The following is a 22,384-nucleotide window of genomic DNA, read 5'->3' as shown; positions in this document are numbered from 1 at the left end:
GGGAGTCCTTATGGTTTCGATGCCATCAACCTAGGGGGTCTAGGTTGATGGCTAGCCTAAGTAGCCAAGGGGAGGGTGGGCGAATGGATTTCCGGGCTGTGCAGCCGCCGCGCGTCCGGCGGGCGGTGGACCATGTGGCCGAGCGGACGTCCGGCCCGCCGCTCGACCCGGACCTGCGGATCACGCTCAACTTCCACCCCGACCGGCTCTCCGCCGGACTGACCGTCCTCGAGGCCCTGGCCCGCGACGGCGCCTACCACTCGCAGTTCGTCACCGGTACCAGCAACGGCGGGCTCACCGCGCACCCGGGCGGCGACCGCTGGCGCTGGGAGAGCCGTATCTTCGGCGGCGCGTACGACGACGCCACCCCGGCGGAGCGCCCGGTGTACGGCGCGCTGGACTTCCGCCGCCAGGTGGTCGGCGCGGCACCCCGCTTCGGCTCCTCCCACCTCAGGCTCGCCGGCCCGGTCCTGGCCCGGGCCACCTTCTGCTACCCGGACAGTGCTGCCGAGCCCACCGACTTCGGCGTGTCCCCGGCCATGCCCCTCATCGCGCTCGCCGAGACGGACCGGCGGGACGCCCTCGACGACTACATCGAGAGCCATGTGCACGGCGGTGTCCTGCTCGCCAGGGACGTCGAGGCACTGGTACTCGACGCGAGCTACCGGGGCACGCCCGTGGCGAGGGCGGCCCGGCGCCTGCCCTTCCCGCTCGCCTGGCACCCCGGCTACCGGCTCACGGTCGAGGAACTGCGCCGCCACGCCGACTACCGGGGGCCGGAGTACGCCGACCTCGGCGCGCGGATCGCCGAGCGCGGCATCGTCACCCCGCGCGTCATCGGCGACGCGGCCCGCACCGGCCGGTACCACCTCCAGGACCTGAAGATGGTGTGGCACACGCTCGCCCGCTTCGGGGCGCCCGAGGGTGCGGGTACGGCTTACACGGGGCCCGCCCCGGCCGCCTCCGCCTCCGCCTCCGCTTCCGCCCCGGCCGCCTCCGCCGCGGCTCCCGCGGTCCCCGCCCCGGCCGCCTCCGCCCCTCCTTGTGCCGCCACCCCTGCCCCCGCCTGATCCGACGGGCCTGCCTCCGCGCCCGCCTGCGTCGAGGCCCGCGCGGGCGCAGGCCAGTCCGCCTGCGGTTCGGCTTGCGCCGAGGCCTGAGCCTGGGCCTGTGAACGGTGACGCGGTCCAGGTCGTCCCTGTACTGAGGCGTGCGCCCGCGCTGACGAGCCCGCCTCCGCCCCCGCCCGGCCCGCGTCCACCGTCCCGCCCCGGAAGCGGGCGCCGGCTACTCCACCGCGGAGCCGCGCGGCTCGGGCGGCCACACTCCCGGTACGAGCACCCCCAGGGCGTAGCCGCGGGCGACCAGTTCGGTGCGGTTGGCCGCGCCCCAGCGGGCCGACAGCCGCCGTAGGTGGTAGGCGACGCCGTCTCTGCTGAGGCCCAGTTCGCGGGCGGCCCGGGCCGTGGTGGCGCCCCCTGCCAGCAGCGCCAGCACCCGGCCCTCCACGGGTGTGACCGGTGCGGGCTCCGGCTCTCGGCGGGGGGTGCGCTCGCCCTGCACCCGCAGCATGACCAGCAGCGCCGGCGTCTCGTCCACGGTGTCGCTCACCGGATCGGCCGTCAGCTCCCCGTACCGCTCCGCCCCGCCGGGCGAGTGCCAGCGCACCGACACCTGGTAGCGCGAGCGGCGACGCAGTCGCAGCGCCTCGGCGATCCGGTCCACCTGCGTACTCTCCTGCGGCCGGAACAGCTCCAGCACGTCCCGGCCGCGCAGCCGCCCCGGCGTCGTACCGCACTCGGCGGCCATCGCCGGATTGGCGAGCACGACGCGGCCGTACACATCACAGACCGCGACCGGTACGGAGACCCGGTCGAAGAGGGTCAGGGCGCGGTTGCGCCACACCACGGCGTCGACCTGGCCTGCGTCCACCCGCACCTCCCGATGTCCCGCCCATCCAAGACGAAAAGCCAGGTCAGCAGCAACTTCGCGGGCTGCTCGGGGCACCGTCGTGGCGGCGCAGCCGCTCTGGCGCAAGACCCCATGCCGACTTTTGACTGCACGATCGTGTAGTGCCGCGGCCCGTGCGCCCCCTGCCGGTCGACCACCCTGGAGCGCAGTACTCCCGTACCGCGAAAGGCAGTTGTCGCGCCATGCCCCCCACCGCACTGCACCCCGAGACGGCCGGTACCCTGCCCGGCGTCCCCGTCGTGGACATCACCGCCACCGGGCCCGGCCGTACCCCCATCCAGCAGGTCATGGAGCTGATGCGCGCCCATGGGCCGGTGCTGGTGCGCCGGCTGCACGGGCGCGAGGCCATGTTCGTCGCCGACGCCGACCTGGTCGCCGACCTCGCCGACGAGCAGCGGTTCGCCAAGCACATCGGGCCCGCCCTGGAGAACGTGCGCGCCTTCACCGCCGACGGCCTGTTCACCGCCTACAACGACGAGCCCAACTGGGCCAAGGCGCACGACATCCTCATGCCCGCCTTCGCGCTCGGTTCGATGCGGACGTACCACCCGGTGATGCTGAAGGTGGCCCGCCGGCTCATCGAATCCTGGGACCGGGCGGCCCGCGCCGGACAGCCGGTCGACGTTCCGGACGACATGACCCGCATGACCCTCGACACCATCGGACTGGCCGGATTCGGCTACGACTTCGGGTCCTTCGAACGGGCCGAGCCGCACCCCTTCGTCGAGTCGATGGTCCGCTGCCTGGAGTGGGCCATGACCCGCCTCGCCCGCACCCCGGACCACGACCACACGGCGGCCGACGCCGCCTTCCGGGCGGACGCCGACCACCTCGCCGGAGTCGTGGACGAGGTCATCGCCTCCCGCACCGGCACCGACCAGAGCGCGGCCGAGGACCTCCTCGGGCTGATGCTCACCGCCCGCCATCCGGCCGACGGCACCACTCTGGACACGGCCAACATCCGCAACCAGGTCATCACCTTCCTGATCGCCGGCCACGAGACCACCTCCGGCGCGATGTCCTTCGCCCTCTACTACCTCGCCAAGCATCCGACCGCGCTCCGGCTCGTCCAGCGCGAGGCCGACGCGCTGTGGGGCGACACCCCGGACCCCGAACCGACGTACGACGACATCGGCCGGCTCACCTACACCCGCCAGGTCCTCAACGAGGCGCTGCGGCTGTGGCCGACGGCCGCCGCCTTCAGCCGGCACGCCCGCGAGGACACCCTGCTCGGGGGCCGGGTGCCGCTGCGCGCCGGGCAGGCCGTCACGGTGCTCGCCCCGATGCTGCACCGGCAGCCCGTGTGGGGCGACAACCCGGAGCTGTTCGACCCGGAGCGGTTCACGCCCGAGGCAGAGGCGGCCCGCCCGGTGCACGCGTTCAAGCCCTTCGGCACCGGTGAACGCGCCTGCATCGGACGGCAGTTCGCGCTCCACGAGGCGACCATGCTGCTGGCCATGCTGGTCCACCGCTACCGGCTGCACGACCACGCCGACTACGCGCTCACCGTGAAGGAGACCCTCACGCTCAAGCCCGAGGGCTTCACCCTCACCCTGACCCCGCGCACCGAGGCCGATCGCGCCCACGCCCCGCTGCCCGGTGCGGTGGCAGCCCCCGGCGCCGGGACCCCGGCCCCAGACACCCTGCCCGCCCGGGTGCGGCCGGGAGTCGGCACACTCCTGCTGCACGGCAGCAACTACGGCACCTGCCGCGCCTTCGCCGCCCAGCTCGCCGACGAGGCCGCCGCCGTCGGCTGCGCCACCGAGGTCGCCGCCCTGGACGACTACGCGGACGGTCTGCCCACCCACCGGCCCGTCGTCATCACCGCAGCCTCCTACAACGGCCGCCCCACCGACGACGCCACCGCCTTCACCGCCTGGCTCGACGGCACCCCGGACCTCACCGGCGTGACCTACGCAGTCCTCGGCGTCGGCGACCGCAACTGGACCGCCACCTACCAGCAGGTCCCCACCCGCATCGACGCCCGCCTCGCCGAACTCGGCGCCACCCGGCTGACCGACCGCGCCGCCGCCGACGCCTCCGGCGACCTGACCGGCACCGTCCGCGACTTCACCGCCCGGCTGCGCACCGCCCTGCTCCAGGAGTACGGCGACCCCGACGCCGCCACCGGCACCCCGGACGAGCCCGCCACGGCGTACGAGGTCCGTACCCTGACCGGCGGCCCGCTGGACGCCCTGGCCGAGCGGCACGGGCTGGTCCCGATGACCGTGACCGAGGCGCAGGACCTCACCGCGCCGGGACACCCGCGCACCAAGCGGCTCCTGCGCATCGCCCTGCCCGACGGCGTCACCTACCGCACCGCCGACCACCTGACCGTCCTCCCCGCCAACGCCCCGGACCTGGTGGACCGCGCCGCCGCCGCGCTCGGCGTCGACCTCGACGCCGTCCTGGACATCCGGGCCACCCGCCCGCGCCGCGACGGCCTCGCCGTGGACCGCCCGCTGTCCGCTCGTCACCTGCTCACCCACCAGGTCGAGTTGCAGGAGTGTCCGACCGCACGGCAGCTGGCGCTGCTCGCCGAGGCCAACCCCTGCCCGCCCGAGCGCGCCGCCCTCGCGGCCCTGGCAGGCGACGACCCGCGCACCCTGGTGGAGATCGTCGAGGACCACCCCGCCCTGCGCGGCGCCCTGGACTGGCCGGACCTCCTCGACCTGCTGGCGCCGCTGCGCCCTCGCCACTACTCCATCTCCTCCTCCCCGGCGGCCGACCCGCGCCACGCGGACCTCATGGTCTCCGTGCTGGACGCCCCCGCGCGCTCCGGCAGGGGCCGCTACCGGGGCACCGGTTCCGGGCACCTCGCCTCCCTGCGGCCCGGCGACTCCCTGTACGCCCGTGTCCAGCCCTGCCGGGAGGTCTTCCGGGCCGACGCCACCGCACCCCTCGTGATGGTCGCCGCGGGCACCGGCCTCGCGCCGTTCCGCGGAGCCGTCGCCGACCGCACCGCGGCCCGAGCCGCCGGCGCCGAACTTCCCCCGGCACTGCTCTACTTCGGCTGCGACGCCCCCGACGCCGACTTCCTGCACGCCGGTGAACTCCGCGCCGCCGAGGCCGCCGGAGCCGTGTCCCTGCGCCCGGCCTTCAGCGCCGCCCCCGAGAACGGCGCGCTCTTCGTGCAGCACCGCATCGCCGCCGAGGCCGACGAGGTCTGGGAACTGCTCGGCGCCGGGGCCCGGGTCCACGTCTGCGGCGACGGCTCCCGTATGGCACCCGGAGTCCGCGATGCGTTCCGTACCCTGTACCGGGAACGGACGTCCGGCGCCGACGAGGCGGCGGCCGGCCGGTGGCTCGACTCGCTGGTGGCGGACGGGCGTTACGTGGAGGATGTGTACGCGGCGGGCTGACCCGCGCGACAGGGGGTGCACGGTGGGGGAGCGTGCGGAGCGGGCCCGGCGGGTCCTGGCCGCGGCGGGCATCGGGCCCGGCCGGCCGGCCGGGGTGCGCCCGCTGGGCGGCGGCACCTGCACCACCGTCGAGGAACTGCGGCTCACCGACGGCGGCCGGTGCGTCCTCAAAACCGCGCCGACCGCCCCGGGCCTGCGCTACGAGGTCCGGCTCCTGCGCTCCGAGGCGGAGTTCGGCCGCGCCGCCGCCGAGGCCGGTGTCCCCGCACCGCGCACCCTCCACGCCGACGACACCCCACAGGTGCGCCACCTGCCGCAGACCGCCTGCCCCGGCGCCCCCTGGGACGACTCCATCACGGACACCGAACGGGCCGCCCCGCGCCGGGAGCCGGGCGGTCATGTCGCCCCGCTGCGCCGGGTGACCGGGCCGGGCTTCGGCTGCCCGACCGGTGCCCTCGGCCCGCCGGCCCCCGACCGGCGGACGGCGTTCACGACGATGTTCGAGGCGGTCCTGGACGACGCCCGCCGCTACCGGGCCCGGCTGCCGCGCCCCGCCGACGGGGTGACCCGTACCGCCCGGGCCGCCCTCGACCCCCTGGACGAGGTCACCGTCCCGCGCCCCGTCCACTTCGAACTGTGGCGGGGCAATGTCCTCGTCGATCGCACACCCGACGGCCCCCGCATCGGCGGCCTCGTCGACGGCGAGCGCATGTTCCGGGGCGATCCCCTCGCCGACTTCGTCTCCCTCGTCCTGCTGGACGACATCGAGAAGGACGAGGCCTTCCTCGCGGGCCACCGGCAGGGCGGCGGCCGTGCCGCGTTCGGGCGCGCCGAGGGCCTCCGGATCGCCCTCTGCCGCGCCTACCGTTACGTGATCATGCTGGTGGAGACGGTCCCGCGGGCGGTCGACGAGGAGCATGCCCGCCGGGTCCAGAAGGCGGTCGCACCCGAACTCGTCGCCGCGCTGGGCGTGCCCACGGCGGCCCACGCTTAGCTCACCTCATGAAATAAGGGTTGTCGGAAAGTCGCGTCCAGCCTGTTCCGAGGGGTATGTTGCAGGTCGGGACAGGGTTCGAAGGGAGCCACATGGCGGGGCGGAACGGGCGCACGGTACGCGACCTCAGGCGGGGCAACCGCACGGACGTGCTGCAGCGGCTGTACTTCGACGGTCCGCTCAGCCGCTTCGAGCTGGGCCCGGTCACCGGACTGAGCTCCGGCTCGGTCAGCAATGTGGTCGCGGACCTCGTCGCCGACGGACTGGTCGAGGAGGCCGGCAGCGTCGACTCCGACGGCGGCCGTCCCCGCACCCTGCTGCGCGTCGCCCCGCACAGCGGACAGATGATCGGCGTCGACGTCGGCGAAACCCGGGTGCGCGTAGAGCTGTTCGACCTGGCCCTCACCGAACTCGCCCGCACCGAACGCCCGCTGACCCAGCCGGGATACGACGTCGACACCATCGTCGGCCACATCCGCGACGGCATCGCCGAGGTCCTCGCGGCCGAGGAGGCCTCGCCCGAGCGGCTGCTCGGCGTCGGAGTCGGCGTCCCGGGCATCGTCGAGTACACCGCGGACCGGGGTGCCGTCGTGCACGGGCAGACCATCGGCTGGGACTCGGTACCCCTGGAGGAACTGCTCCGGTCGACCTCCGAACTTCCGGACCGCGTGCGGTACTTCATCGACAACGGGGCCAAGACCCTGGGGCAGGCCGAGATGTGGTTCGGCGCCGGGCGCGGCGCGCGCAACGCGGTGGTCGTGCTCTTCGGCTCCGGTGTCGGCGCCTGCCTGGTCACCCCCGAGGTGGAGAACGGGCGGGCCGTCGAGTGGGGCCATCTGACCGTGCGGGTCCGGGGGCGCCGCTGCCGCTGCGGTGCGCCGGGCTGTCTGGAGGCCTACGCGGGTGCCGAGTCGCTGCTCGCCCGCTGGCGCGAGGAGGGCGGACGGCCGCCCGAGGGCGTCGACGAGGAGACCGCGCTCACCGCGATGCTCGCCGCTGCCTACCCGACCGAGGGCAGGGACCCCGATCCGGTCGCGCTCGCCGTCCTGGAGGAGACCGCCGAGTATCTGGGGGCCGGCCTGTCCGACCTGATCAACCTCTTCCAGCCCGAGCGGATCCTCATCGGCGGCTGGGCCGGACTCCAGCTCGGCACCCGGTTCCTGCCCGCCGTGCGCCGCCACGCGACGACGTACGCCCTGCGCCACCCGGCCGACAAGGTCACCATCGACCTCGGCCGGCTCGGCCCCGACGCCGTCACCGTGGGCGCGGCGATCCTTCCGCTGGCCGACTTCTTCGCCCGCGGCGGCCGCCGCGCCGAACCTGCCACCGAGGACCGCCACCCCGCCTGGCGGGCCGCGCTGGAGGAGCGGTCGCCGCGCTGACGGCTCAGCCCGAGGGCTCGTCCGGCGTCGGATGTTCCGGGTGCACGGTCCCCGGGCGCGGCGCGCCGCGCGGGCCGGTGCCGGCCTCGTCGGTGTCGGGCAGGTCCTCGTCCACCCCGAGCTCGTCGGCGGGTGGACTCTTCGGGGACGCGTCCCACCGGTCGCCGGCGGAACCGGCCTGCTGATCGGGCGGATCGCGCGGGACCGGGCCGTCGTCGCTGGTCACCTGAGGCTCCTCTCGGTCGGGGGCTTCGGTGGACCGGCCGGGTACCCGGGTGGGGCGCACACACACCGCGGCGGCAGAGAAGGCCCCGACCGTGACGGGGGAATCACGGCCGGGGCGGTCTGGTGGTGGGCGCGGACGGTGGTCGCCTCTCGGCGAAGGGCTCCACAGGGCTTCAGCCGGACGATCGTCCCTGAGGGCAAATGGCCAGGCCCGGGGACACTGTCCCGTCCACACCCACAGCTCGTTCAACGGGCAATCACCTGCTGGTGTTCCAGCCGGAGCCGTGATGCCCGTCACCGGCACCGGCTGGAACAAGGCTCACACCGGCGTCCGGCCCACGTGCGTCCAGGCCAGCAGCTCCTCGGCCGGCCAGGTGGTCACCACCCGCTCGGCGGGCACCCCGCACTCCTCGGCCCGGGCGCAGCCGAGGATCTGCCAGTCCAGCTGGCCGGGCGCGTGGGCGTCGGTGTCGATCGAGAACAGCACCCCGGCCGCCACGGCCCTGCGCAGCAGCCGGCGCGGCGGGTCCAGCCGCTCGGGACGGCTGTTGATCTCGACGGCGGTACCCGACTCGGCGCAGGCGGCGAACACCTCGTCCGCGTCGAACTCCGACTCCGGCCGGCCACGGCCCGTGACCAGGCGTCCGGTGCAGTGACCGAGGACGTCCGCGTGCGGATCTCGTACGGCGGCGACCATCCGGCGGGTCATGGAGCGGGCGTCCATGCGCAGCTTGGAGTGCACGGACACCACCACCACGTCAAGCCGCTCCAGCAGATCGGGCTCCTGGTCCAGCGAGCCGTCCTCCAGGATGTCGCACTCGATGCCGGTGAGCAGCCGGAACGGCGCCCACCGCGCGTTCAGCTCCGCCACCGCCTCCAGCTGCCGGCGCAACCGCTCCGGCGACAGGCCCCGGGCCACGGTCAGCCGGGGGGAGTGGTCGGTCAGGGCCGTCCACTCGTGGCCGAGCCGGGCCGCCGCGCGCCCCATCTCCTCGATCGGACTGCCGCCGTCCGACCAGTCCGAGTGGGTGTGGCAGTCCCCGCGCAGCAGCGCCCGCAACTCGGTGCCGCCCTCGGCGGCGACCGGCCCGCCGACCTCCTCCTCCAGCGTGCGCAGATAGCCGGGCACCTCCCCGGCCAGGGCCTCCCGCACCACCTGCGCGGTCTTCGGCCCGACCCCCTTCAGCGACTCCAGCGTCCCGGCCGCCGCCCGCTCGGCGACCTCGCCCTCGGGCAGCGCGGACAGCACCCGGGCGGCGGTCCGAAAGGCCCGTACCCGGTAGGTGGGGGCCAGCGAGCGCTCCAGCAGGAAGGCGATCCGGTCCAGGGCCGCGACGGGATCCATGGGCACCTCCACCTCGGCATGCCCCTCCAGAGTTCCCCAGGGCCGCATCCGCCGCACCACGGGGCGGGCCGCCGGTGCACCGGCGGCCCGCTGTGTCTCCTGGACGGCTCCCGCGGACGAGTCGTCGGCCCGCGTTGCGTTCTACGCTCTATTGCATGACCGAACAAGCAGTGCCCTACATCTCCCATCCGCGGATCATGGTGCTGGGCGTGTGTCCGGGCAAGCCGGGCGAGCCGCCTTTCCGGATCATGGAGATCGACGGTCAGGTGGTCGGCCGGGCCAGGACCGCGATGGACGTACTGGAGGCCGCGGCCTCCCACGGCATCGCCGTCCACGACATGGACGACCCGGATCTGATCCGCTGGGTCGGCGGCGACAAGTACACCTGGACCCTCCGCTGAGCCGGACGTCGCTCAGCCGACCGTCCACTTCTGGTTGGCGCCGCCTCCGCACGTCCAGATCTGCAGCCGGGTGCCGTTGGCCGGGTTGTTCCCGGTCACGTCGAGGCACTTGTTCGCCTGCGGATTGACGATGTCGTGCGCCGCCGAGACGGCCCACTTCTGGTTCGGGCCGCCCGTGCAGTCCCACAGCTGGACGGTCGAGCCGTCCGCCGTGCCGTTGCCGGTGACGTCCAGGCACTTGCCGAGCGCCCGGATCGTGCCGTCCGAGCCGACCGTCCACTGCTGGGCGCCCGTGCCGTTGCAGTCGTAGAGCTGGACCGCCGTGCCGTTGGCGGCGTTCGCGCCTGCCACGTCCACGCACTTGCCGGCCAGGCCGCGGATCGGGACGCCGGCCGCGCTGTCGCTCGTGGTCACCGAGACCGAGTCGACCACCAGTTGCTGCGGGAACTGCGTGGAGCCGTCCGGGTCGCCCGGCCAGTAGCCGCCGACGGCCAGGTTCAGGATCAGGAAGAACGGCTTGTTGAACACCCAGGTCTTCCCGCCCAGGTCGGCGGGCGTGCGCCGCTGGTAGACGTTCCCGTCCACGGACCAGGTGATCGAGTCGGGCGCCCAGTCGACGGCGAAGGTGTGGAAGGCGTCCGCGAAGGCCTGCCCGCCCGGCAGGGTGTAGCCGGCGCCTATGCCGCCCGAGCCGGAGTAGCCGGGGCCGTGGATGGTGCCATGCACGGTCGAGGGTTCGAATCCGACGTTCTCCATCACGTCGATCTCGCCCGAGTCCGGCCAGTTGACCGGCGTGCCGAGCATCCAGAACGCGGGCCACATGCCCTGCCCGCGCGGGATCTTCATCCGGGCCTCGACATGACCGTACTGCGCGTTGAACTTTCCGGCGGTGTTCAGCCGGGCCGAGGTGTACTGGCAGCTGCCGTACCAGCACTGGTAGCCCGCCGGGTTCTCCTTCCGGGCCGTGATCACCAGATGGCCCTGGCCGTCCAGGGCCGCGTTCTTGGTGCCGGACGTGTAGTACTGCCGCTCGTGGTTGTTGACGTTGTCGCCGGTCTCCAGCGTCCACTTCGAGGAATCGACCCCGGAGCCGGCGGGCCCGTCGAAGCCGTCGGAGAAGGTGCTGACGGCGGCGGCCGCCGGAGCTGCGGTCTGCGCACCGGCCGGGCCGACGGCGACCGCGCCGACCAGTGCGGCGGACAGCGCGGCGAACAGGCATCTGCGGAGCAGGCGTGGGGAGGCCATGACTCTCCGTTCACGTGGGGGGTGAGATGCCTCTTGATTTAAGGAGTGAAGTAAGAGGGCGTCAATACCTTGGTACGGACCTCTCGCTGACGATCACTCAGTCGCCGCCCTGCGGACCCGCGCATGCACCGCACGCCCGAGCCGCCGCCCGAGAAGCAGCCAACCGACCAGCGCCCCAGAGGTGTTGAGGATGACGTCGTCGATGTCGAAGGCCCGCCCGGTGACCAGCGCCCCCTGGACCAGCTCCACCATCAGCATCACGAGCGCCGTGAGGGCGAGCACCTGGAGAACTCCTCGGGCACGCGGTGCGAGGACGGGTACCAGCACCCCGAACGGCACGCCGAGCAACACGTTCCCGCCGATCTGGCGGACCGCGTCCCGTAGCTGCGCGTGATCCACATAGGCCCGCAGGGAGCGGCCGGGGTGCAGGTTGGCGTGCGTCAGGGACACCGACGCCGGGGAGGGCTGCAGTGTGAGCCGGGCCAGGATCACGGCGAAGGCCACCATGAACGCGAAGGCGACCAGCATCGCCAGCAGCCGTACGGGGAGCACGAGCGCATGCCGTGTGGCCGCAGGGCGGGCCTTCTCGGCCTGCTCCCTCTTCCTCGGAACGCGCAGAATCTCGGGCAGACGCAGGGCGGTACGGGTCATTCGGTCCTCCAGTGTTCAACGTCCCCGTGCTTCAAGGCGGTTACCCGCGCAGCGCCCAGGGATGCCGCCGCCCGGACGCCGCCGGGTGCGCGCCGACGGTTTCCGTTCACGCTCCCGGGGCACTCCGTGCTCGGGCCCGCGTGCCGCAGCCCCGCACGGGGTCCGGCGGTGCTTGGATGCCCCGAGCGGCGCATCGGACAGATGTCCGCACAGTCGGACAGAGCGGACCGAGGAGGTGGCGGATGACCCGGCGTACCGCACTTCTCGTCGTGGGTGAACTCCTGGCCTGGTGGGCCGGGCTCGCCCTGCTGTGGCTGGTGTTCATCACGTCGGTCGACACCGTGGAGCGGATCGTCGGCGCGAGTGCCGCCGCCGTGGCGGCGCTGTCGGCCCGGGCCGGACGGCGGGCGGTGACCTGGCGGTGAACGGCTGGATCCTCGCGGCGACCGTCGAACTGGGCGGTGCCGGGGCGGCCGTCCTGTGGGGAACGGCCACCGGCCCGCTGCCCCGCCGGGTCATGGCCCAGAACCTGGCCACCTCCGTGGTCTGCCCGGCCCTGCTGCTCCTCGCCCAGGGCTACGGCCGCCCCTCCTACATCGACCTCGCCCTGCTGATGGCCCTGCTGGGCCCGGTCGGCACCCTCGTCTTCGCCCGCCTGCTCGCCGAGGAACTGAGAGCCGACCGGCCGAGCGCCTGGGGGCCCACCTGGGCCGCCGCCGGCCTGGGCGCGGCGGTCGTGGTGGCCGTGTGCGTGGCCACCGGGCCGGGCCGGGCGATGGTGAAGCTGCTGGTGATCGGCGCCCTGCTGATCGGCGGCAACGTCATCGCGACCCGGGCACTGGCGGGTGGGTTCCGGGGGGTGCGAGGTGCCTGACACGGTGGCCGTCCCCGTACCGGGCGGTTGTGCGCAGGTGCGGCATGGCTGATGCCGTGATCGTCGTGGCCCTGCTGCTCGTGGCCGCCTCCGCCACCGCCGCCGTGGCCCAGCGCGAACCGGCCCGGCAGGCCCTGGTGCTGTCCGTGCTCGGTGTCGTCCTGGCCGTCCTGTTCACCGTGCTCCAGGCCCCGGACGTCGGCCTGTCACAGCTGGCCGTGGGCTCGGCGCTCACCCCGCTGCTGATCATGCTGTCGGTGCGCAAGACCGGACGGCGGGCCCGGACGAGGGACCGCCCCCGATGAACCGGCGGCTGCGGCTGTGGCTGCTCGCCGTGGGCGGCGCGGGGGTGGCCGCCCTGCTGGTCGCCGCCTGCCTCGACCTGCCCGCCTTCGGCGGCCGTTCGCACCCGTACGGCGAGCGGGCCGTCCGTGCCTCCCTCGCCCGGCACACCGCCAACACCATCGCCTCCGTCAACTTCGACCAGCGCGCCTACGACACCCTCGGCGAGATCAGCATCCTGTTCGCCGCCGTCCTCGGCTGCCTGGTCCTCCTGCGCGAGGCCCGCGACGAGCGCCGCGCACCACCGGAGCCGGCCGAAGTGGATCGGCCCGTCCGCCGCTACGCGCTGATCGTGCTGCCCGTCGCCCTCCTCACCGGCCTCTATGTCGTGGCCCACGGCCAGCTCAGCCCGGGAGGCGGCTTCCAGGGCGGAGTCGTCGCCGCGACCGCCCTGCACCTGCTGTACCTCGGCGCCGACTACCGCGCTCTGGAACGCGTCCGTCCGCTCGGCATGTTCGAAGTCTGCGACGCGCTCGCCGTCTCCGCCTACGTCGTCCTGGGCCTGGCCGGCATCCTCGCGGGCACCTCGTTCCTCGCCAACACGCTGCTGCCGTACGGCACCTTCAACACGCTGTCCTCCGGGGGCACCGTTCCCCTGTTGAACGCGGCCGTCGGCATGGAGGTGGCCTGCGCGGTCGTCCTGCTGCTGGCGGGGTTCCTGGACCAGGCCGTCGAGATCGAGGAGAAGGAGGGGAGTTGAGAGCGCCGTGATGCAGGTCCTTCCCTACCTGGTCGCCGCCTACGTCTTCCTGACCGGCTGCTACGGCCTGGCCACCAGCCGCAATCTGATCCACACGGTCGGCTGCCTCGCCGTGTGCCAGTCGTCCACGTACGTCCTGCTGCTGGCCGTCGGCTACCGCGACGGAGCGACCGCCCCGGTCTTCTCCGATCTCCCGCCCGGCTCGCGGCCGGTCGTGGACCCGGTCGTACAGGCCCTCACCCTCACCGACATCGTCGTCGGTGCCACCGTCACCGCACTGCTGCTCGCCCTCGTCCTGCAGGTCGCCAAGCGGCACGGCACCCTCGATCCGGACGAACTCAGGGAGCTGCGCGGCTGATGCACCATCTGCTCCCGCTGCTCGTCGCGGTGCCGCTGCTCGGGGCCGCCCTGCTGGTGGCCACGGGCCGCCGGCTGCCCCGGGTCGCCGCCGAGACCATCGGCTGCGCGGTCTCCGCCGGCACCGCAGCCCTCGCTCTCGTACTGCTGCTCAACTCCTCCCCGCCGCTGGTCGAATGGGTCGGCGGCCGGCGGCCGGTGGACGGGGAGAGCGTCGGCATCATGCTGGTCGGGGACGGTCCGGCGCTGGGCATGGCCGCGGTCGTCTCGCTGCTGGCCCTGTCGGCGCTCGTGTACTCCTGGCGCTACTTCGACGAGCCGCCGCGCGGCCACGCCGGCTCGTTCCCCGCGCTGATGCTGGTCTTCCAGGGCGCGATGTGCGGCTTCGCCCTCGCGGGCGACCTCTTCAACGCGTTCGTGTTCTTCGAGCTGATGAGCGTCGTCGCCTACGCGCTGACCGGCTACCGGATCGACGAGGCGAAGGCCGTGCAGGGCGCGCTGACCTTCGGGGTCGTCAACTCGCTCGGCGCGTACGCGATGCTGACGGGAATCGGCCTGCTGTACGCCCGCACGGGCCAGCTGGCCATGACGAAGATCGGGCGCGGCCTCGACAGCACGGCCGCGCACGGCGGCCCGGACGCCCTCGTCCTGGCCGGGTTCGTGCTGGTCATGACCGGACTGCTGGTGAAGGCGGCCGCCGTGCCGTTCCACTTCTGGCTCCCTGACGCGCACGCGGTCGCCCCCACCCCCGTGTGCATGCTGCTGTCCGGCGTCATGGTCGAACTCGGCACCTACGGCGTCTGGCGCGTGTACGGAACCGTCTTCGCCGGACCCGGCGGAATCCCTGCCGCCGACCTGACCCGGGTCCTGGTGACACTGGGCGTCGTCACCGCCGCGATCGGCGCCGTCATGTGCTGGTACCAGCGGCACATCAAACGCCTGCTCGCCTACTCCACGGTCGCGCACACCGGCCTGTTCCTCATCGGCCTCGGTGTCCTCACCCCCGAGGGGGACGACGGTGTGGCGCTGTACATCGTCGGGCACGCCGGGGTGAAGGCCGCGCTGTTCGCCTGCACCGGCGCCCTCCTGGACCGGTTCGGCAGCGTCGACGAGCATGCCCTGTACGGCAGGGCACGCGAGATGCGCGCCTTCGCGGTGATGTTCGCGATCGGCGGCCTCGCCCTGGCGGGTCTGCCGCCGTTCGGGACGGCCCTCGGCAAGGCGGTCGCCGAGGAGGCGGTCGGCGGCCCGCTCACCGTGGTGTTCGTGGTCGCCTCGGCGGTGACCGCGGGCGCCGTGCTGCGAGTCACCGCCCGGGTGTTCCTGGGGCTCGGGCCGCGCCCGGAAGACGCCGAGTACGAGACCAGCGGGTCCGGCGAACGGCCCGAGACCGGCAGCAGGCTCCGCCGCATCCCGGACTCCATGACCGCGGTGCCCGCCGTACTGCTCGCCGCCGCCTTCGCCGTCGGCGCGGCGCCCGGCTTCGCCGCACTGGTGGCCCGCTCGGTCAACGAGGCCGGGTCGGGCGGCGCCCACGCCTCCGTCCACTGGACACCGCACGGCATCCTCCTGGGCCTGGCCTCCACCCTGCTCGCCGCGGGCCTCGCCGCCCTCGCCGTGACCCGCCCGCGCCGACTGGCCACTCCCGACCGGGCGCTGCCCCTGCGCCGCCTGCAGTCGGGTCACGTTGGCGACTACGTGGCCTGGCTGCTGGTCGGCGCCACCGTGCTGGGCGCGCTGGCCCTCCCGGGAGTGCTGGGCGGCTGATCAGGACCCGTACGAGACGTGCACCTCCTTGAAGCCGAGGGAGCGGAGCAGCCCCTGCAGCATGCCGGTGGTGTTGGTCTCGGCCCGTGTGGTCAGCCCGCTGCCCTTCGCGGCCTCGCCGATGTGCCGCACGGCGAGCCTCTGCACCGCCTGCTCGCTGTTGGGGTTGTCCGAGAACAGGTCGCCGAGCCGGTCCAGCAGACCGCGCTGCTTGGACACGGCGTAGGAGTGGTCGGGGTCGAGGGCCGGCCTGCCGAGGCGTGCGTGCGGCAGCCGGAGGGTCGCCGAGGTGCGGTCGCCGTCGACCGTCACATCCTCTGTGCCGACCTGGCCGAGGTCGACGTACGCGTCCACGGTGCCCGCGCCGACGTACAGGGTGCGGCTGCCGCGGATCGCGTCGGGCAGGTACTTGGCGTTCTTCTCCAGGTCCACCACGACCTGGAAGGTGCCGGAGGCGGCATCGTAACGGCTCATGTCCTGAATGGACTTGAGGAGTGCGGGGCCGGAACGGTCGTGCGACTCGGTGCCGAACAGGTCTTTGATGCCCGGGAGTACGGCCAGCCGGATGCCCGCGAACAGCACCACGAGCACCAGCGCGAACGCCGTGACCACCTTGGCCCAGCCGGGCATGCGCCGGGGCAGGCGCCTGACGGAAGTCGTCATGTCACGGTCCTCCTTCCTGTTGACCGGATTCCCGTAGAACGCCGTGCCAGACCGCCGAGTTGACCGAATGGCACCCATTGACGTACGCACCGGCTCACATCCTGGGCGTAAGGGCCCGGCGGCCGGGCGTCCGGTCATCGCCGGAGTTCGGGCACATCGTGGTGGCGCGGCTGGGCCGGGCCGCCGAGCGGTATCCACACGGTGAGCCGCAGGGCCGCCGTCAGAGCGTCCAGGGCGCGGGGCGAGGGCTGGGGCCGCGGGCCTGTTCCAGGCGTGTGCAGTAGTCGGCCGACATGTGGGCCGGCTCCCGCACCGGCAAGCACATCGCCCGTCTGCCGGCCGCCGAGGGCTTCACCGTGCACGTCGGCTCCCGAGACGCGTGGCGTGGGGAGGCGCCCGCGACGGAGACCGGCGCGGGCGCCCGCCCGCTGGGCCTCGACGTCATGGATGCGGAGGGCATCGACCGGGCCGCGGCTCGCATCGACCACCTGGACGTTCAACGCCTTCCTGCCCCCCTGCGCCGCTCCGACCGCCCGCGTGTCGTCAACGTCTCCAGCGGCACCGCGTCCCTGACCCGGAGCAGCCGGCCCAACCCCCGGTTCACCCCGGGCAGCGGGGGGCCGCAGGCCGAGGAGGGCTTCAAGGTGAACGCGCTCGCCCCCGGGCTCCGGGCCGCAGATCTCAACCCCCGGGCCACGGCCTGCGGCGGCGATCCGGCCGAGGCCGTCGAGGCGGCCCTGCGACTCGCGCTGCTGTCGGACGACGGTCCCACCGGCGGGTTCTTCTCCTGGGACGGCACACCGGTGCCCTGGTGAGGGTGGTGCCGCCAGTAGCATGACCGGCGCAGCCCGTGATGATCATGCGAGGAGCGGATCGTGCGAGACATCGCCGTCTTCAGTGGCAGTGCCCATCCCGAACTGGCCCAGGAGGTCTGCGCACACCTCGGAGTGCCGCTGAGCCCTATCCGGGTCAGCCGGTTCGCCAACGACTGTCTGGAGGTGCAGCTTCAGGCCAACTGCCGGGAGCGGGACGTCTTCCTGATCCAGCCGCTGGTCAGGCCGGTGCAGGAACATCTGGTGGAGCTGCTGCTGATGTGCGACGCGGCCCGCGGTGCCTCCGCGGGCCGGATCACCGTCGTCATGCCGCACTACTCCTACGCGCGCTCCGACAAGAAGGACGCGCCCCGCATCTCCCTCGGCGGGCGGCTGGTCGCCGACCTGCTGGTGGCGGCGGGAGCGAGCCGCGTTCTCGCCATGACCCTGCACGCGCCGCAGGTGCACGGCTTCTTCTCGGTGCCGGTGGACCACCTGCACGCGCTGCGCGAACTGGCCGCGCACTTCAGCCGGTACGACCTCTCGCGCACCACGGTCGTCTCCCCGGACCTCGGCAACGCCAAGGAGGCCGCCGCCTTCGCCCGGCTGATCGGCGCGCAGGTGGCGGCCGGCGCCAAACAGCGGTTCGCGGACGACCGGGTGAGCATCAGCTCCGTCATCGGCGATGTCGCCGACCGGGACGTCATCGTCCTGGACGACGAGATCGCCAAGGGCAGCACCGTACTCGAACTCCTGGACAGGCTGCGGGAGTCGGGGCCGCGCTCGATCCGGGTGGCGTGCACGCACGGCCTGTTCGCCTCCGGTGCGCTCAAGCGGCTGAGCGAGCAGCCGGACGTGCTGGAGATCGTGTGCACCAACACCGTGCCGGTGCCCCTGGACGAGCACACCGACAAGCTGCGCGTCCTGTCCATCGCCCCGGCCCTCGCCGAGGCGGTACGCCGTATCCACAACGGTGAATCGGTCAGCGCCCTCTTCGAGGACCCGCGCAACGGCTAGCCGGGAACAGGCGGCGCGGCACTCGCGGACTCGGCGGCCCGGCAGCCGCCCTCACAGGGAGCCGGACGCGGCCTCCGGCTGTTCCAGGGCCGCCTCCAGGGTCGGCTGCGGCGGCAGCAGCCGGGACAGGCCGGTGACCCGGAAGACCCGCAGGGTCAGCGGGTGGGTGCACACCAGGTGCAGCCGCCCGCCGCGCTCCAGTACCCGGCTGCGGGCCCGGTAGAGCAGGCGCAGCCCCGAGCAGTCGAAGAACTCCACGGACCGCAGGTCGATCACGATCCGGACGCCGGGCCGGTCGGTGGCCCGGTCCAGGGCGGGAGCGAGCTCCGCCGCCGCCGCGATGTCGATCTCTCCGCGTAATTCCAGGACCGTGTGCCCGCGGGCCTCGCGGATACGCAGATGCCGGGTGGGCGGTGTGGGCTCCTGCTGCACGACGGCATCACCTCCCACGCACGCCCGGAAACTGTTTCCCCGACCGTCAAGTTACCCTCGTCGGAAGGAATTTGAGCATGTTCGATTGACATATGTCTTCGAGTTTGTGGATGCGTGCCGCTCCCTTCGCGAAGACCGGCCGGTCGGTGCGGGACCTGAGCACGGGCAAGGCGATCAAGCCCGTGCCCACCTTCGGGCCCCGGGGGCTCAGTCCACCAGCAGCACCGGCCCGCCCGTCGTCCGGCCGGTGTCGCCCAGCTCGTGCGCCTTGGCGGCATCGCCCAGCGGGAAGGTCCCCGCGATCGTGGTCCGCAACTTGCCCGACTCCGCCGGTTCGGCCACGGACCGCATCCCGGACCGGTCGGCGTCCACCAGCATCCGCACCGCCCGCGCACCGAGGCGCTCGGCCTCTTCGTAGAAGTCCCGGTCGCCGACCGGCAGGATCGACACCACGACCCCGCCGGGACGCAGCACCCGCAGCGACGCGACGGACGTCTCCCCGCCCAGCGTGTCCAGCACCACGTCGGCGTCCCGGACGGCCTCGGTGAAGTCGGTCGAGCGACCTGCCGGTGGACCCCATCGCCGCCGAGGTCGGCTTCGCCACCGGCGCCTCGCTGCGCAGCACCGGCACGTGTCGATCGGGGTGTCCCCGAAGGCCTGCCGGTGCACGTTCCGGAAAGTCCGCTGAGCCGCGAACGTTCCGGCCCGGCCCCGCGTCGGAGGAGCGCAACGACAGTCCAGGAACAGGGGCGGGCATGCGCAGAGGGCTTGTGGCGGTGGCGGTGCTGGCGGCCGTGACCGTCGTGGGGTGCGACGACGGCACCGGAGTGCGGGTGACGGTCGAGGGCACGGCTCCGGCCACTCCGTACAGCGGTCCGCTGTACGTCCCCACCCGGGCCGTGGACGACAACAGCCCCCCTTCCCTGCGCCTGGCCTCCGGAGCAGCGGGCCGGGCCCTGGAGTGCGACGGGGAGATCTTCGAGGGCGGCGGCCCCGACGGGTGGGGCAAATCCGACGGCGGTGAGACACCGGAGGAGGGGCTGAAGCTCTACTTCGACATGTTCCGGCCGGTGCAGCCCGACCACGGCTACCGCGTGGAGCGCAGGGAGACGGACCGGGTGTTGTACTCCTTCGACGTGAGGGGCCGCACCAAGGTGGCCGTCGTGGTGGCCAAGGACCGGAAGGGACGCCCCGGTTGGGGCCCGGAGACCAATGCCTCCTGCGATCCCGCCGAACTCCCCGGCTCGTCCACGGCCGCCGAGGGCTGGGAGGTCTGGAGGGACCGCGACGGCAAGCGGGTGCCGGTGAGCCGGCTCAGCAGTTCCACCGGCCCGGAACACTGCAACTGGCAGTCGGCCCACTTCCTCGACATGGGCGACCGTTCGTACGTCCGCGATCCCGACGGCGTGCTCGGCGGCGAAGGCCTGCTCGAAGCGCCGTACCGCAAGCAGGTCCGCATGCCGGCGGGCGCCCACGACACTGGCTACCACTACCGCGACTGGCGCCTGTGGCTCACCGACGACAAGGACACGGCCTACGTCCGCACCTCCGAGGGAGTGGAGGCCTGGCCGCGGTCGAAGCACGGCGTCGGCTGCAAGTGACCCGTCACCGGCTCCGGTGCAGTGCGACCAGCAACTGCCACACCTGGTCCGCCACTTCGTCCGGCCCTGCCGCCAGCAGCCCGTGCAGCCAGTCCGCGAGGACCCCCGCGAAGGTCGCCGCCACCGCCGAGGCGACCAGCGGGGCGTCCGCCGCGCCCGCCAGTTCGCGCTCGGCCAGGCTGCGAGCCCGCAGGTCCCGGTGCAGCACCCGGCCGAGCGGCCCGCCGCCGCCCGGCGCGAGCAGCGACCGGTACAGGGCCGCGTGCGGGGCCAGACCGGCGAAGAACTCCCGAAGCGCCGGCGGGGCGTCGACCGGATCGGGCCGCCCCCGCCAGGCGTGCAGCGCGTCCACCGCCTGCCGTACGACATCCGCGCAGGTGTCGACCGCCAGCGCCTCCAGCCCGTCGTAGTGCACATAGAACGTGGCCCGGCCCACCCCGGCCCGGCGTACCAGGGCGGCCACGCCGACCTCCTCCAGTGGGCGCTCGGCGCACTCCGCGAGCAGGGCCGCGCGCAGCCGGGCGCGGGTGCGCGCCGCCCGCGGGTCCTCCTGGGGCGCCCGGGTCATCGGGCGGCGAGCACGGCCGCCAGGGCGATCGCACCCGGCAGCGCCTGGGCGAACAGGATGCGGCGGTTGGCGGTGGCGGCGCCGAACACGCCCGCCACCACGACACACGACAGGAAGAACACCTGGGCCCGGAACCCGGTCGGATCGGCCGCGACGAGCCCCCACACCAGGCCCGCCGCCAGGAAGCCGTTGTACAGGCCCTGGTTGGCCGCCAGCGGCGCGGTCGTCCGGGCCATCTCCGGATCGAACCCGTGCAGCCCCCGCCCCGGCTTCTTCTGCCACAGGAACATCTCGAGCACCAGGATGTACGCGTGCAGCGCGGCCACCAGGCCGACCAGCACGTTCGCCACGATCTCCATGACCAGCGGCCCCCTCATCTACTTGGACAGGTGTCCAGGATAACGGGACACCTGTCCAAGAAGTCACTCGGGGGCCGCTCCTCGCGCCGTGGTACCTCTGCGCAGCTCCCGGGCCCGTAACGCCAGCTGGATCTCGAAGCGGGCCGCCGGGTCGTGCAGCAGCCCGCCGAACAGCTCGTCCAGCTGCCGCATCCGGTACCGGACCGTCTGCGGGTGCACCGCAAGGCGCACCGCCACCTCCGCCACTCCCCGGCCGGACTGCAGCCAGGCCAGCAGGGTCTCCGCCAGCCGTTCCCGCTGCGGCGGCCGCACCTGTTCGAGCGGGCGCAGCCACCGCTCGGCCATCGCGTCGAGCAGCGCGTCGTCGCGCAGGAGCAGCAGCGTGGACAGATGGTCCTGGCAGCGCACCACTCCGCCGGCCGTGTCCGTGCCGGGCAGGACGCCTCGCCGCACGAGGTCCAGCGCCTCCGTGGCCCAGCGCAGCGAGCGCGCACCCTCGTCCAGCGCCACCGTCGGCCCCATCGCGGCGCGCAGCCCCTGCAGTGCGGCGGCGACCGCGCGCGCCCGGCCCGGCCCCTCCGGATCGGGCACCACCAGCAGCACGGGCTGCACCGCGAACCGGGTGAGGAACTCCGGCGGCACGATCGGCGCCGCGCCCGGTCCGGGGTCCACGGCCACCACCGCCACCGCCCGTGGCAGCGTCCAGCGTGCGGCATGCGCGAGATCGGCGACCGCTCCCGCCGGGGCCGGGGGATCGGCGGTCAGCAGGTCCACCAGCCGGGCCCGCCGCTGCTGGAGTTCGCCGGCCGCGTGCAGCCGGGCCTCGGTGTAGGCGGCCGTGGCCGCGGCCGCCATCTCGTCCAGGTGCAGGAACAGCGCCTCACCGAAGGCCCCCAGCACGTTGCGGGGCAGCAGCCCGTCGTCGACCAGGGCGTTGACCCGGCGCCAGGTCACCCGGGCGCCGAGCCGCAGCGCCGACTGGAACGAGTCGAGGCTGCGGCCCTCCTCGGCCTCCCCGCGGCCGATACGCTCATACGTCGCCTTCACCGGTTCCCAGTCGGTGTCCGGCTGGGCCATCCGCTCCAGCAGCCCGCGCAGTGCGTGGTCCACACCCAGGTGCACGGTCTGCATGTACGTGTCGTCCATCGGACGCGCGTACTCCGGTATCCCGGTTCCGATCGCGCGGACGACCTCCTCGGTGATCTCGGCGACATACGGTCTGAGGCGGTCGTGCAGTCCCGCGGGCAACGCCTTGAACGGGCCGCCCGTGTCGACACCAACCGCTGCGGCTCTCTTCGGCATGCCGGTGACGATAC

Annotated in this window: 24 protein-coding genes and 2 pseudogenes; 14 read left to right on the top strand and 12 right to left on the bottom strand. The window is 73.5% G+C overall.

Annotated features, from left to right (window positions below; genetic code table 11):
- Positions 1-83: 83 nt before the first annotated feature.
- Positions 84-1,070 carry a DUF3626 domain-containing protein gene (locus ACIRU3_RS20625; RefSeq protein WP_404058138.1) on the top strand — a complete coding sequence of 329 codons (987 nt, stop codon included), beginning with the start codon at positions 84-86 and terminating at the stop codon, positions 1,068-1,070.
- 217 nt (positions 1,071-1,287) lie between these two features.
- Here the strand turns inward: ACIRU3_RS20625 and ACIRU3_RS20620 are convergent, their stop codons facing one another.
- Complete coding sequence (locus tag ACIRU3_RS20620) at positions 1,288-1,932, bottom strand: PAS domain S-box protein (RefSeq protein ID WP_404058136.1); 645 nt, start codon at positions 1,930-1,932, stop codon at positions 1,288-1,290.
- 221 nt (positions 1,933-2,153) lie between these two features.
- On the opposite strand from ACIRU3_RS20620, the gene ACIRU3_RS20615 reads away from it, so the two are divergent.
- The 3 genes from ACIRU3_RS20615 (at position 2,154) to ACIRU3_RS20605 (ending at position 7,709) form a co-directional block, all read left to right on the top strand.
- Positions 2,154-5,333, top strand: coding sequence for a cytochrome P450 (locus tag ACIRU3_RS20615; protein WP_404058134.1), 3,180 nt, complete (start codon positions 2,154-2,156; stop codon positions 5,331-5,333).
- Positions 5,334-5,355: 22 nt separating this feature from the next.
- On the top strand, positions 5,356-6,327 hold the full coding sequence (locus tag ACIRU3_RS20610; protein ID WP_404058132.1) for a phosphotransferase family protein: 972 nt from the start codon (positions 5,356-5,358) through the stop codon (positions 6,325-6,327).
- 92 nt (positions 6,328-6,419) lie between these two features.
- Entirely contained in the window at positions 6,420-7,709 is a 1,290-nt protein-coding gene (locus ACIRU3_RS20605; RefSeq protein WP_404058130.1) for an ROK family protein, read from the top strand.
- A 4-nt stretch (positions 7,710-7,713) separates the two neighbouring features.
- Here the strand turns inward: ACIRU3_RS20605 and ACIRU3_RS20600 are convergent, their stop codons facing one another.
- Together ACIRU3_RS20600 and ACIRU3_RS20595 are read right to left on the bottom strand one after the other, a co-directional pair.
- Positions 7,714-7,935 carry a hypothetical protein gene (locus tag ACIRU3_RS20600; RefSeq protein WP_404058128.1) on the bottom strand — a complete coding sequence of 74 codons (222 nt, stop codon included), beginning with the start codon at positions 7,933-7,935 and terminating at the stop codon, positions 7,714-7,716.
- 318 nt (positions 7,936-8,253) lie between these two features.
- Positions 8,254-9,279 (bottom strand): PHP domain-containing protein, encoded by a 1,026-nt coding sequence (locus ACIRU3_RS20595; RefSeq protein WP_404058126.1) that lies wholly within the window; start codon positions 9,277-9,279, stop codon positions 8,254-8,256.
- Positions 9,280-9,434: 155 nt separating this feature from the next.
- On the opposite strand from ACIRU3_RS20595, the gene ACIRU3_RS20590 reads away from it, so the two are divergent.
- Positions 9,435-9,680, top strand: coding sequence for a hypothetical protein (locus ACIRU3_RS20590; protein ID WP_404058124.1), 246 nt, complete (start codon positions 9,435-9,437; stop codon positions 9,678-9,680).
- Positions 9,681-9,692: 12 nt separating this feature from the next.
- Here ACIRU3_RS20590 and ACIRU3_RS20585 read toward each other — a convergent pair whose 3' ends face one another.
- Positions 9,693-10,925, bottom strand: coding sequence for a ricin-type beta-trefoil lectin domain protein (locus ACIRU3_RS20585; RefSeq protein ID WP_404058122.1), 1,233 nt, complete (start codon positions 10,923-10,925; stop codon positions 9,693-9,695).
- Between the two features lie 93 nt (positions 10,926-11,018).
- Positions 11,019-11,576, bottom strand: coding sequence for a VanZ family protein (locus tag ACIRU3_RS20580; RefSeq protein WP_404058120.1), 558 nt, complete (start codon positions 11,574-11,576; stop codon positions 11,019-11,021).
- 242 nt (positions 11,577-11,818) lie between these two features.
- Between ACIRU3_RS20580 and ACIRU3_RS20575 the strand changes: the two genes are divergently transcribed.
- From ACIRU3_RS20575 to ACIRU3_RS20550, 6 genes are read left to right on the top strand one after another with little or no spacing between them, the layout of a single operon-like run.
- Entirely contained in the window at positions 11,819-12,001 is a 183-nt protein-coding gene (locus tag ACIRU3_RS20575; protein WP_404058118.1) for a hypothetical protein, read from the top strand.
- On the top strand, positions 11,998-12,450 hold the full coding sequence (locus tag ACIRU3_RS20570; RefSeq protein ID WP_404058116.1) for a monovalent cation/H+ antiporter complex subunit F: 453 nt from the start codon (positions 11,998-12,000) through the stop codon (positions 12,448-12,450). The genes ACIRU3_RS20575 and ACIRU3_RS20570 overlap by 4 nt, the downstream gene beginning before the upstream one ends.
- A 44-nt stretch (positions 12,451-12,494) precedes the next feature.
- Positions 12,495-12,755 (top strand): hydrogenase subunit MbhD domain-containing protein, encoded by a 261-nt coding sequence (locus tag ACIRU3_RS20565; protein WP_404058114.1) that lies wholly within the window; start codon positions 12,495-12,497, stop codon positions 12,753-12,755.
- Complete coding sequence (gene mbhE, locus ACIRU3_RS20560) at positions 12,752-13,492, top strand: hydrogen gas-evolving membrane-bound hydrogenase subunit E (RefSeq protein WP_404058112.1); 741 nt, start codon at positions 12,752-12,754, stop codon at positions 13,490-13,492. The genes ACIRU3_RS20565 and mbhE overlap by 4 nt, the downstream gene beginning before the upstream one ends.
- A gap of 10 nt (positions 13,493-13,502) precedes the next feature.
- Positions 13,503-13,850: a sodium:proton antiporter gene (locus tag ACIRU3_RS20555; RefSeq protein WP_404058461.1), complete on the top strand. Its 348-nt coding sequence runs from the start codon at positions 13,503-13,505 to the stop codon at positions 13,848-13,850.
- Positions 13,850-15,616: a complex I subunit 5 family protein gene (locus ACIRU3_RS20550; protein WP_404058110.1), complete on the top strand. Its 1,767-nt coding sequence runs from the start codon at positions 13,850-13,852 to the stop codon at positions 15,614-15,616. Before ACIRU3_RS20555 ends, ACIRU3_RS20550 begins: the two co-directional genes overlap by 1 nt.
- Here ACIRU3_RS20550 and ACIRU3_RS20545 read toward each other — a convergent pair whose 3' ends face one another.
- Positions 15,617-16,279 carry a DUF4230 domain-containing protein gene (locus tag ACIRU3_RS20545; protein WP_404058108.1) on the bottom strand — a complete coding sequence of 221 codons (663 nt, stop codon included), beginning with the start codon at positions 16,277-16,279 and terminating at the stop codon, positions 15,617-15,619.
- 200 nt (positions 16,280-16,479) lie between these two features.
- A pseudogene (locus ACIRU3_RS20540) lies at positions 16,480-16,634 on the bottom strand (transcriptional regulator); the annotation flags it as partial.
- Here ACIRU3_RS20540 and ACIRU3_RS20535 point away from each other — a divergent pair.
- Entirely contained in the window at positions 16,573-17,094 is a 522-nt protein-coding gene (locus ACIRU3_RS20535) for a short-chain dehydrogenase (protein WP_404058106.1), read from the top strand. The pseudogene ACIRU3_RS20540 and the gene ACIRU3_RS20535 overlap by 62 nt on opposite strands.
- A 60-nt stretch (positions 17,095-17,154) precedes the next feature.
- Entirely contained in the window at positions 17,155-18,108 is a 954-nt protein-coding gene (locus ACIRU3_RS20530) for a ribose-phosphate diphosphokinase (protein WP_404058104.1), read from the top strand.
- Between the two features lie 51 nt (positions 18,109-18,159).
- On the opposite strand, the gene ACIRU3_RS20525 is transcribed toward ACIRU3_RS20530, so the two are convergent.
- Positions 18,160-18,540: an anti-sigma factor antagonist gene (locus tag ACIRU3_RS20525; protein WP_404058102.1), complete on the bottom strand. Its 381-nt coding sequence runs from the start codon at positions 18,538-18,540 to the stop codon at positions 18,160-18,162.
- Positions 18,541-18,747: 207 nt separating this feature from the next.
- Positions 18,748-19,101, bottom strand: a pseudogene (locus ACIRU3_RS20520) (zinc-binding dehydrogenase); the annotation flags it as partial.
- A gap of 194 nt (positions 19,102-19,295) precedes the next feature.
- Here ACIRU3_RS20520 and ACIRU3_RS20515 point away from each other — a divergent pair.
- Positions 19,296-20,141, top strand: a complete 846-nt coding sequence (locus ACIRU3_RS20515; RefSeq protein ID WP_404058100.1) for a hypothetical protein — start codon at positions 19,296-19,298, stop codon at positions 20,139-20,141.
- Between the two features lie 4 nt (positions 20,142-20,145).
- Here ACIRU3_RS20515 and ACIRU3_RS20510 read toward each other — a convergent pair whose 3' ends face one another.
- The 3 genes from ACIRU3_RS20510 to ACIRU3_RS20500 form a co-directional block, all read right to left on the bottom strand.
- Complete coding sequence (locus tag ACIRU3_RS20510) at positions 20,146-20,709, bottom strand: TetR/AcrR family transcriptional regulator (protein ID WP_404058098.1); 564 nt, start codon at positions 20,707-20,709, stop codon at positions 20,146-20,148.
- Positions 20,706-21,068 carry a DUF1304 domain-containing protein gene (locus tag ACIRU3_RS20505; RefSeq protein WP_404058096.1) on the bottom strand — a complete coding sequence of 121 codons (363 nt, stop codon included), beginning with the start codon at positions 21,066-21,068 and terminating at the stop codon, positions 20,706-20,708. The genes ACIRU3_RS20510 and ACIRU3_RS20505 overlap by 4 nt, the downstream gene beginning before the upstream one ends.
- Before the next feature lie 63 nt (positions 21,069-21,131).
- Positions 21,132-22,370, bottom strand: a complete 1,239-nt coding sequence (locus ACIRU3_RS20500; RefSeq protein WP_404058094.1) for a helix-turn-helix domain-containing protein — start codon at positions 22,368-22,370, stop codon at positions 21,132-21,134.
- Positions 22,371-22,384 lie beyond the last annotated feature (14 nt).

The organism is Streptomyces sp. NPDC101151 (genome assembly GCF_044768335.1).
In the GTDB taxonomy this organism is placed as follows: domain Bacteria; phylum Actinomycetota; class Actinomycetes; order Streptomycetales; family Streptomycetaceae; genus Streptomyces.
The sequence above is the reverse complement of the archived record's forward strand: the minus strand, read 5'-3'. Positions and strand labels throughout refer to the sequence as shown.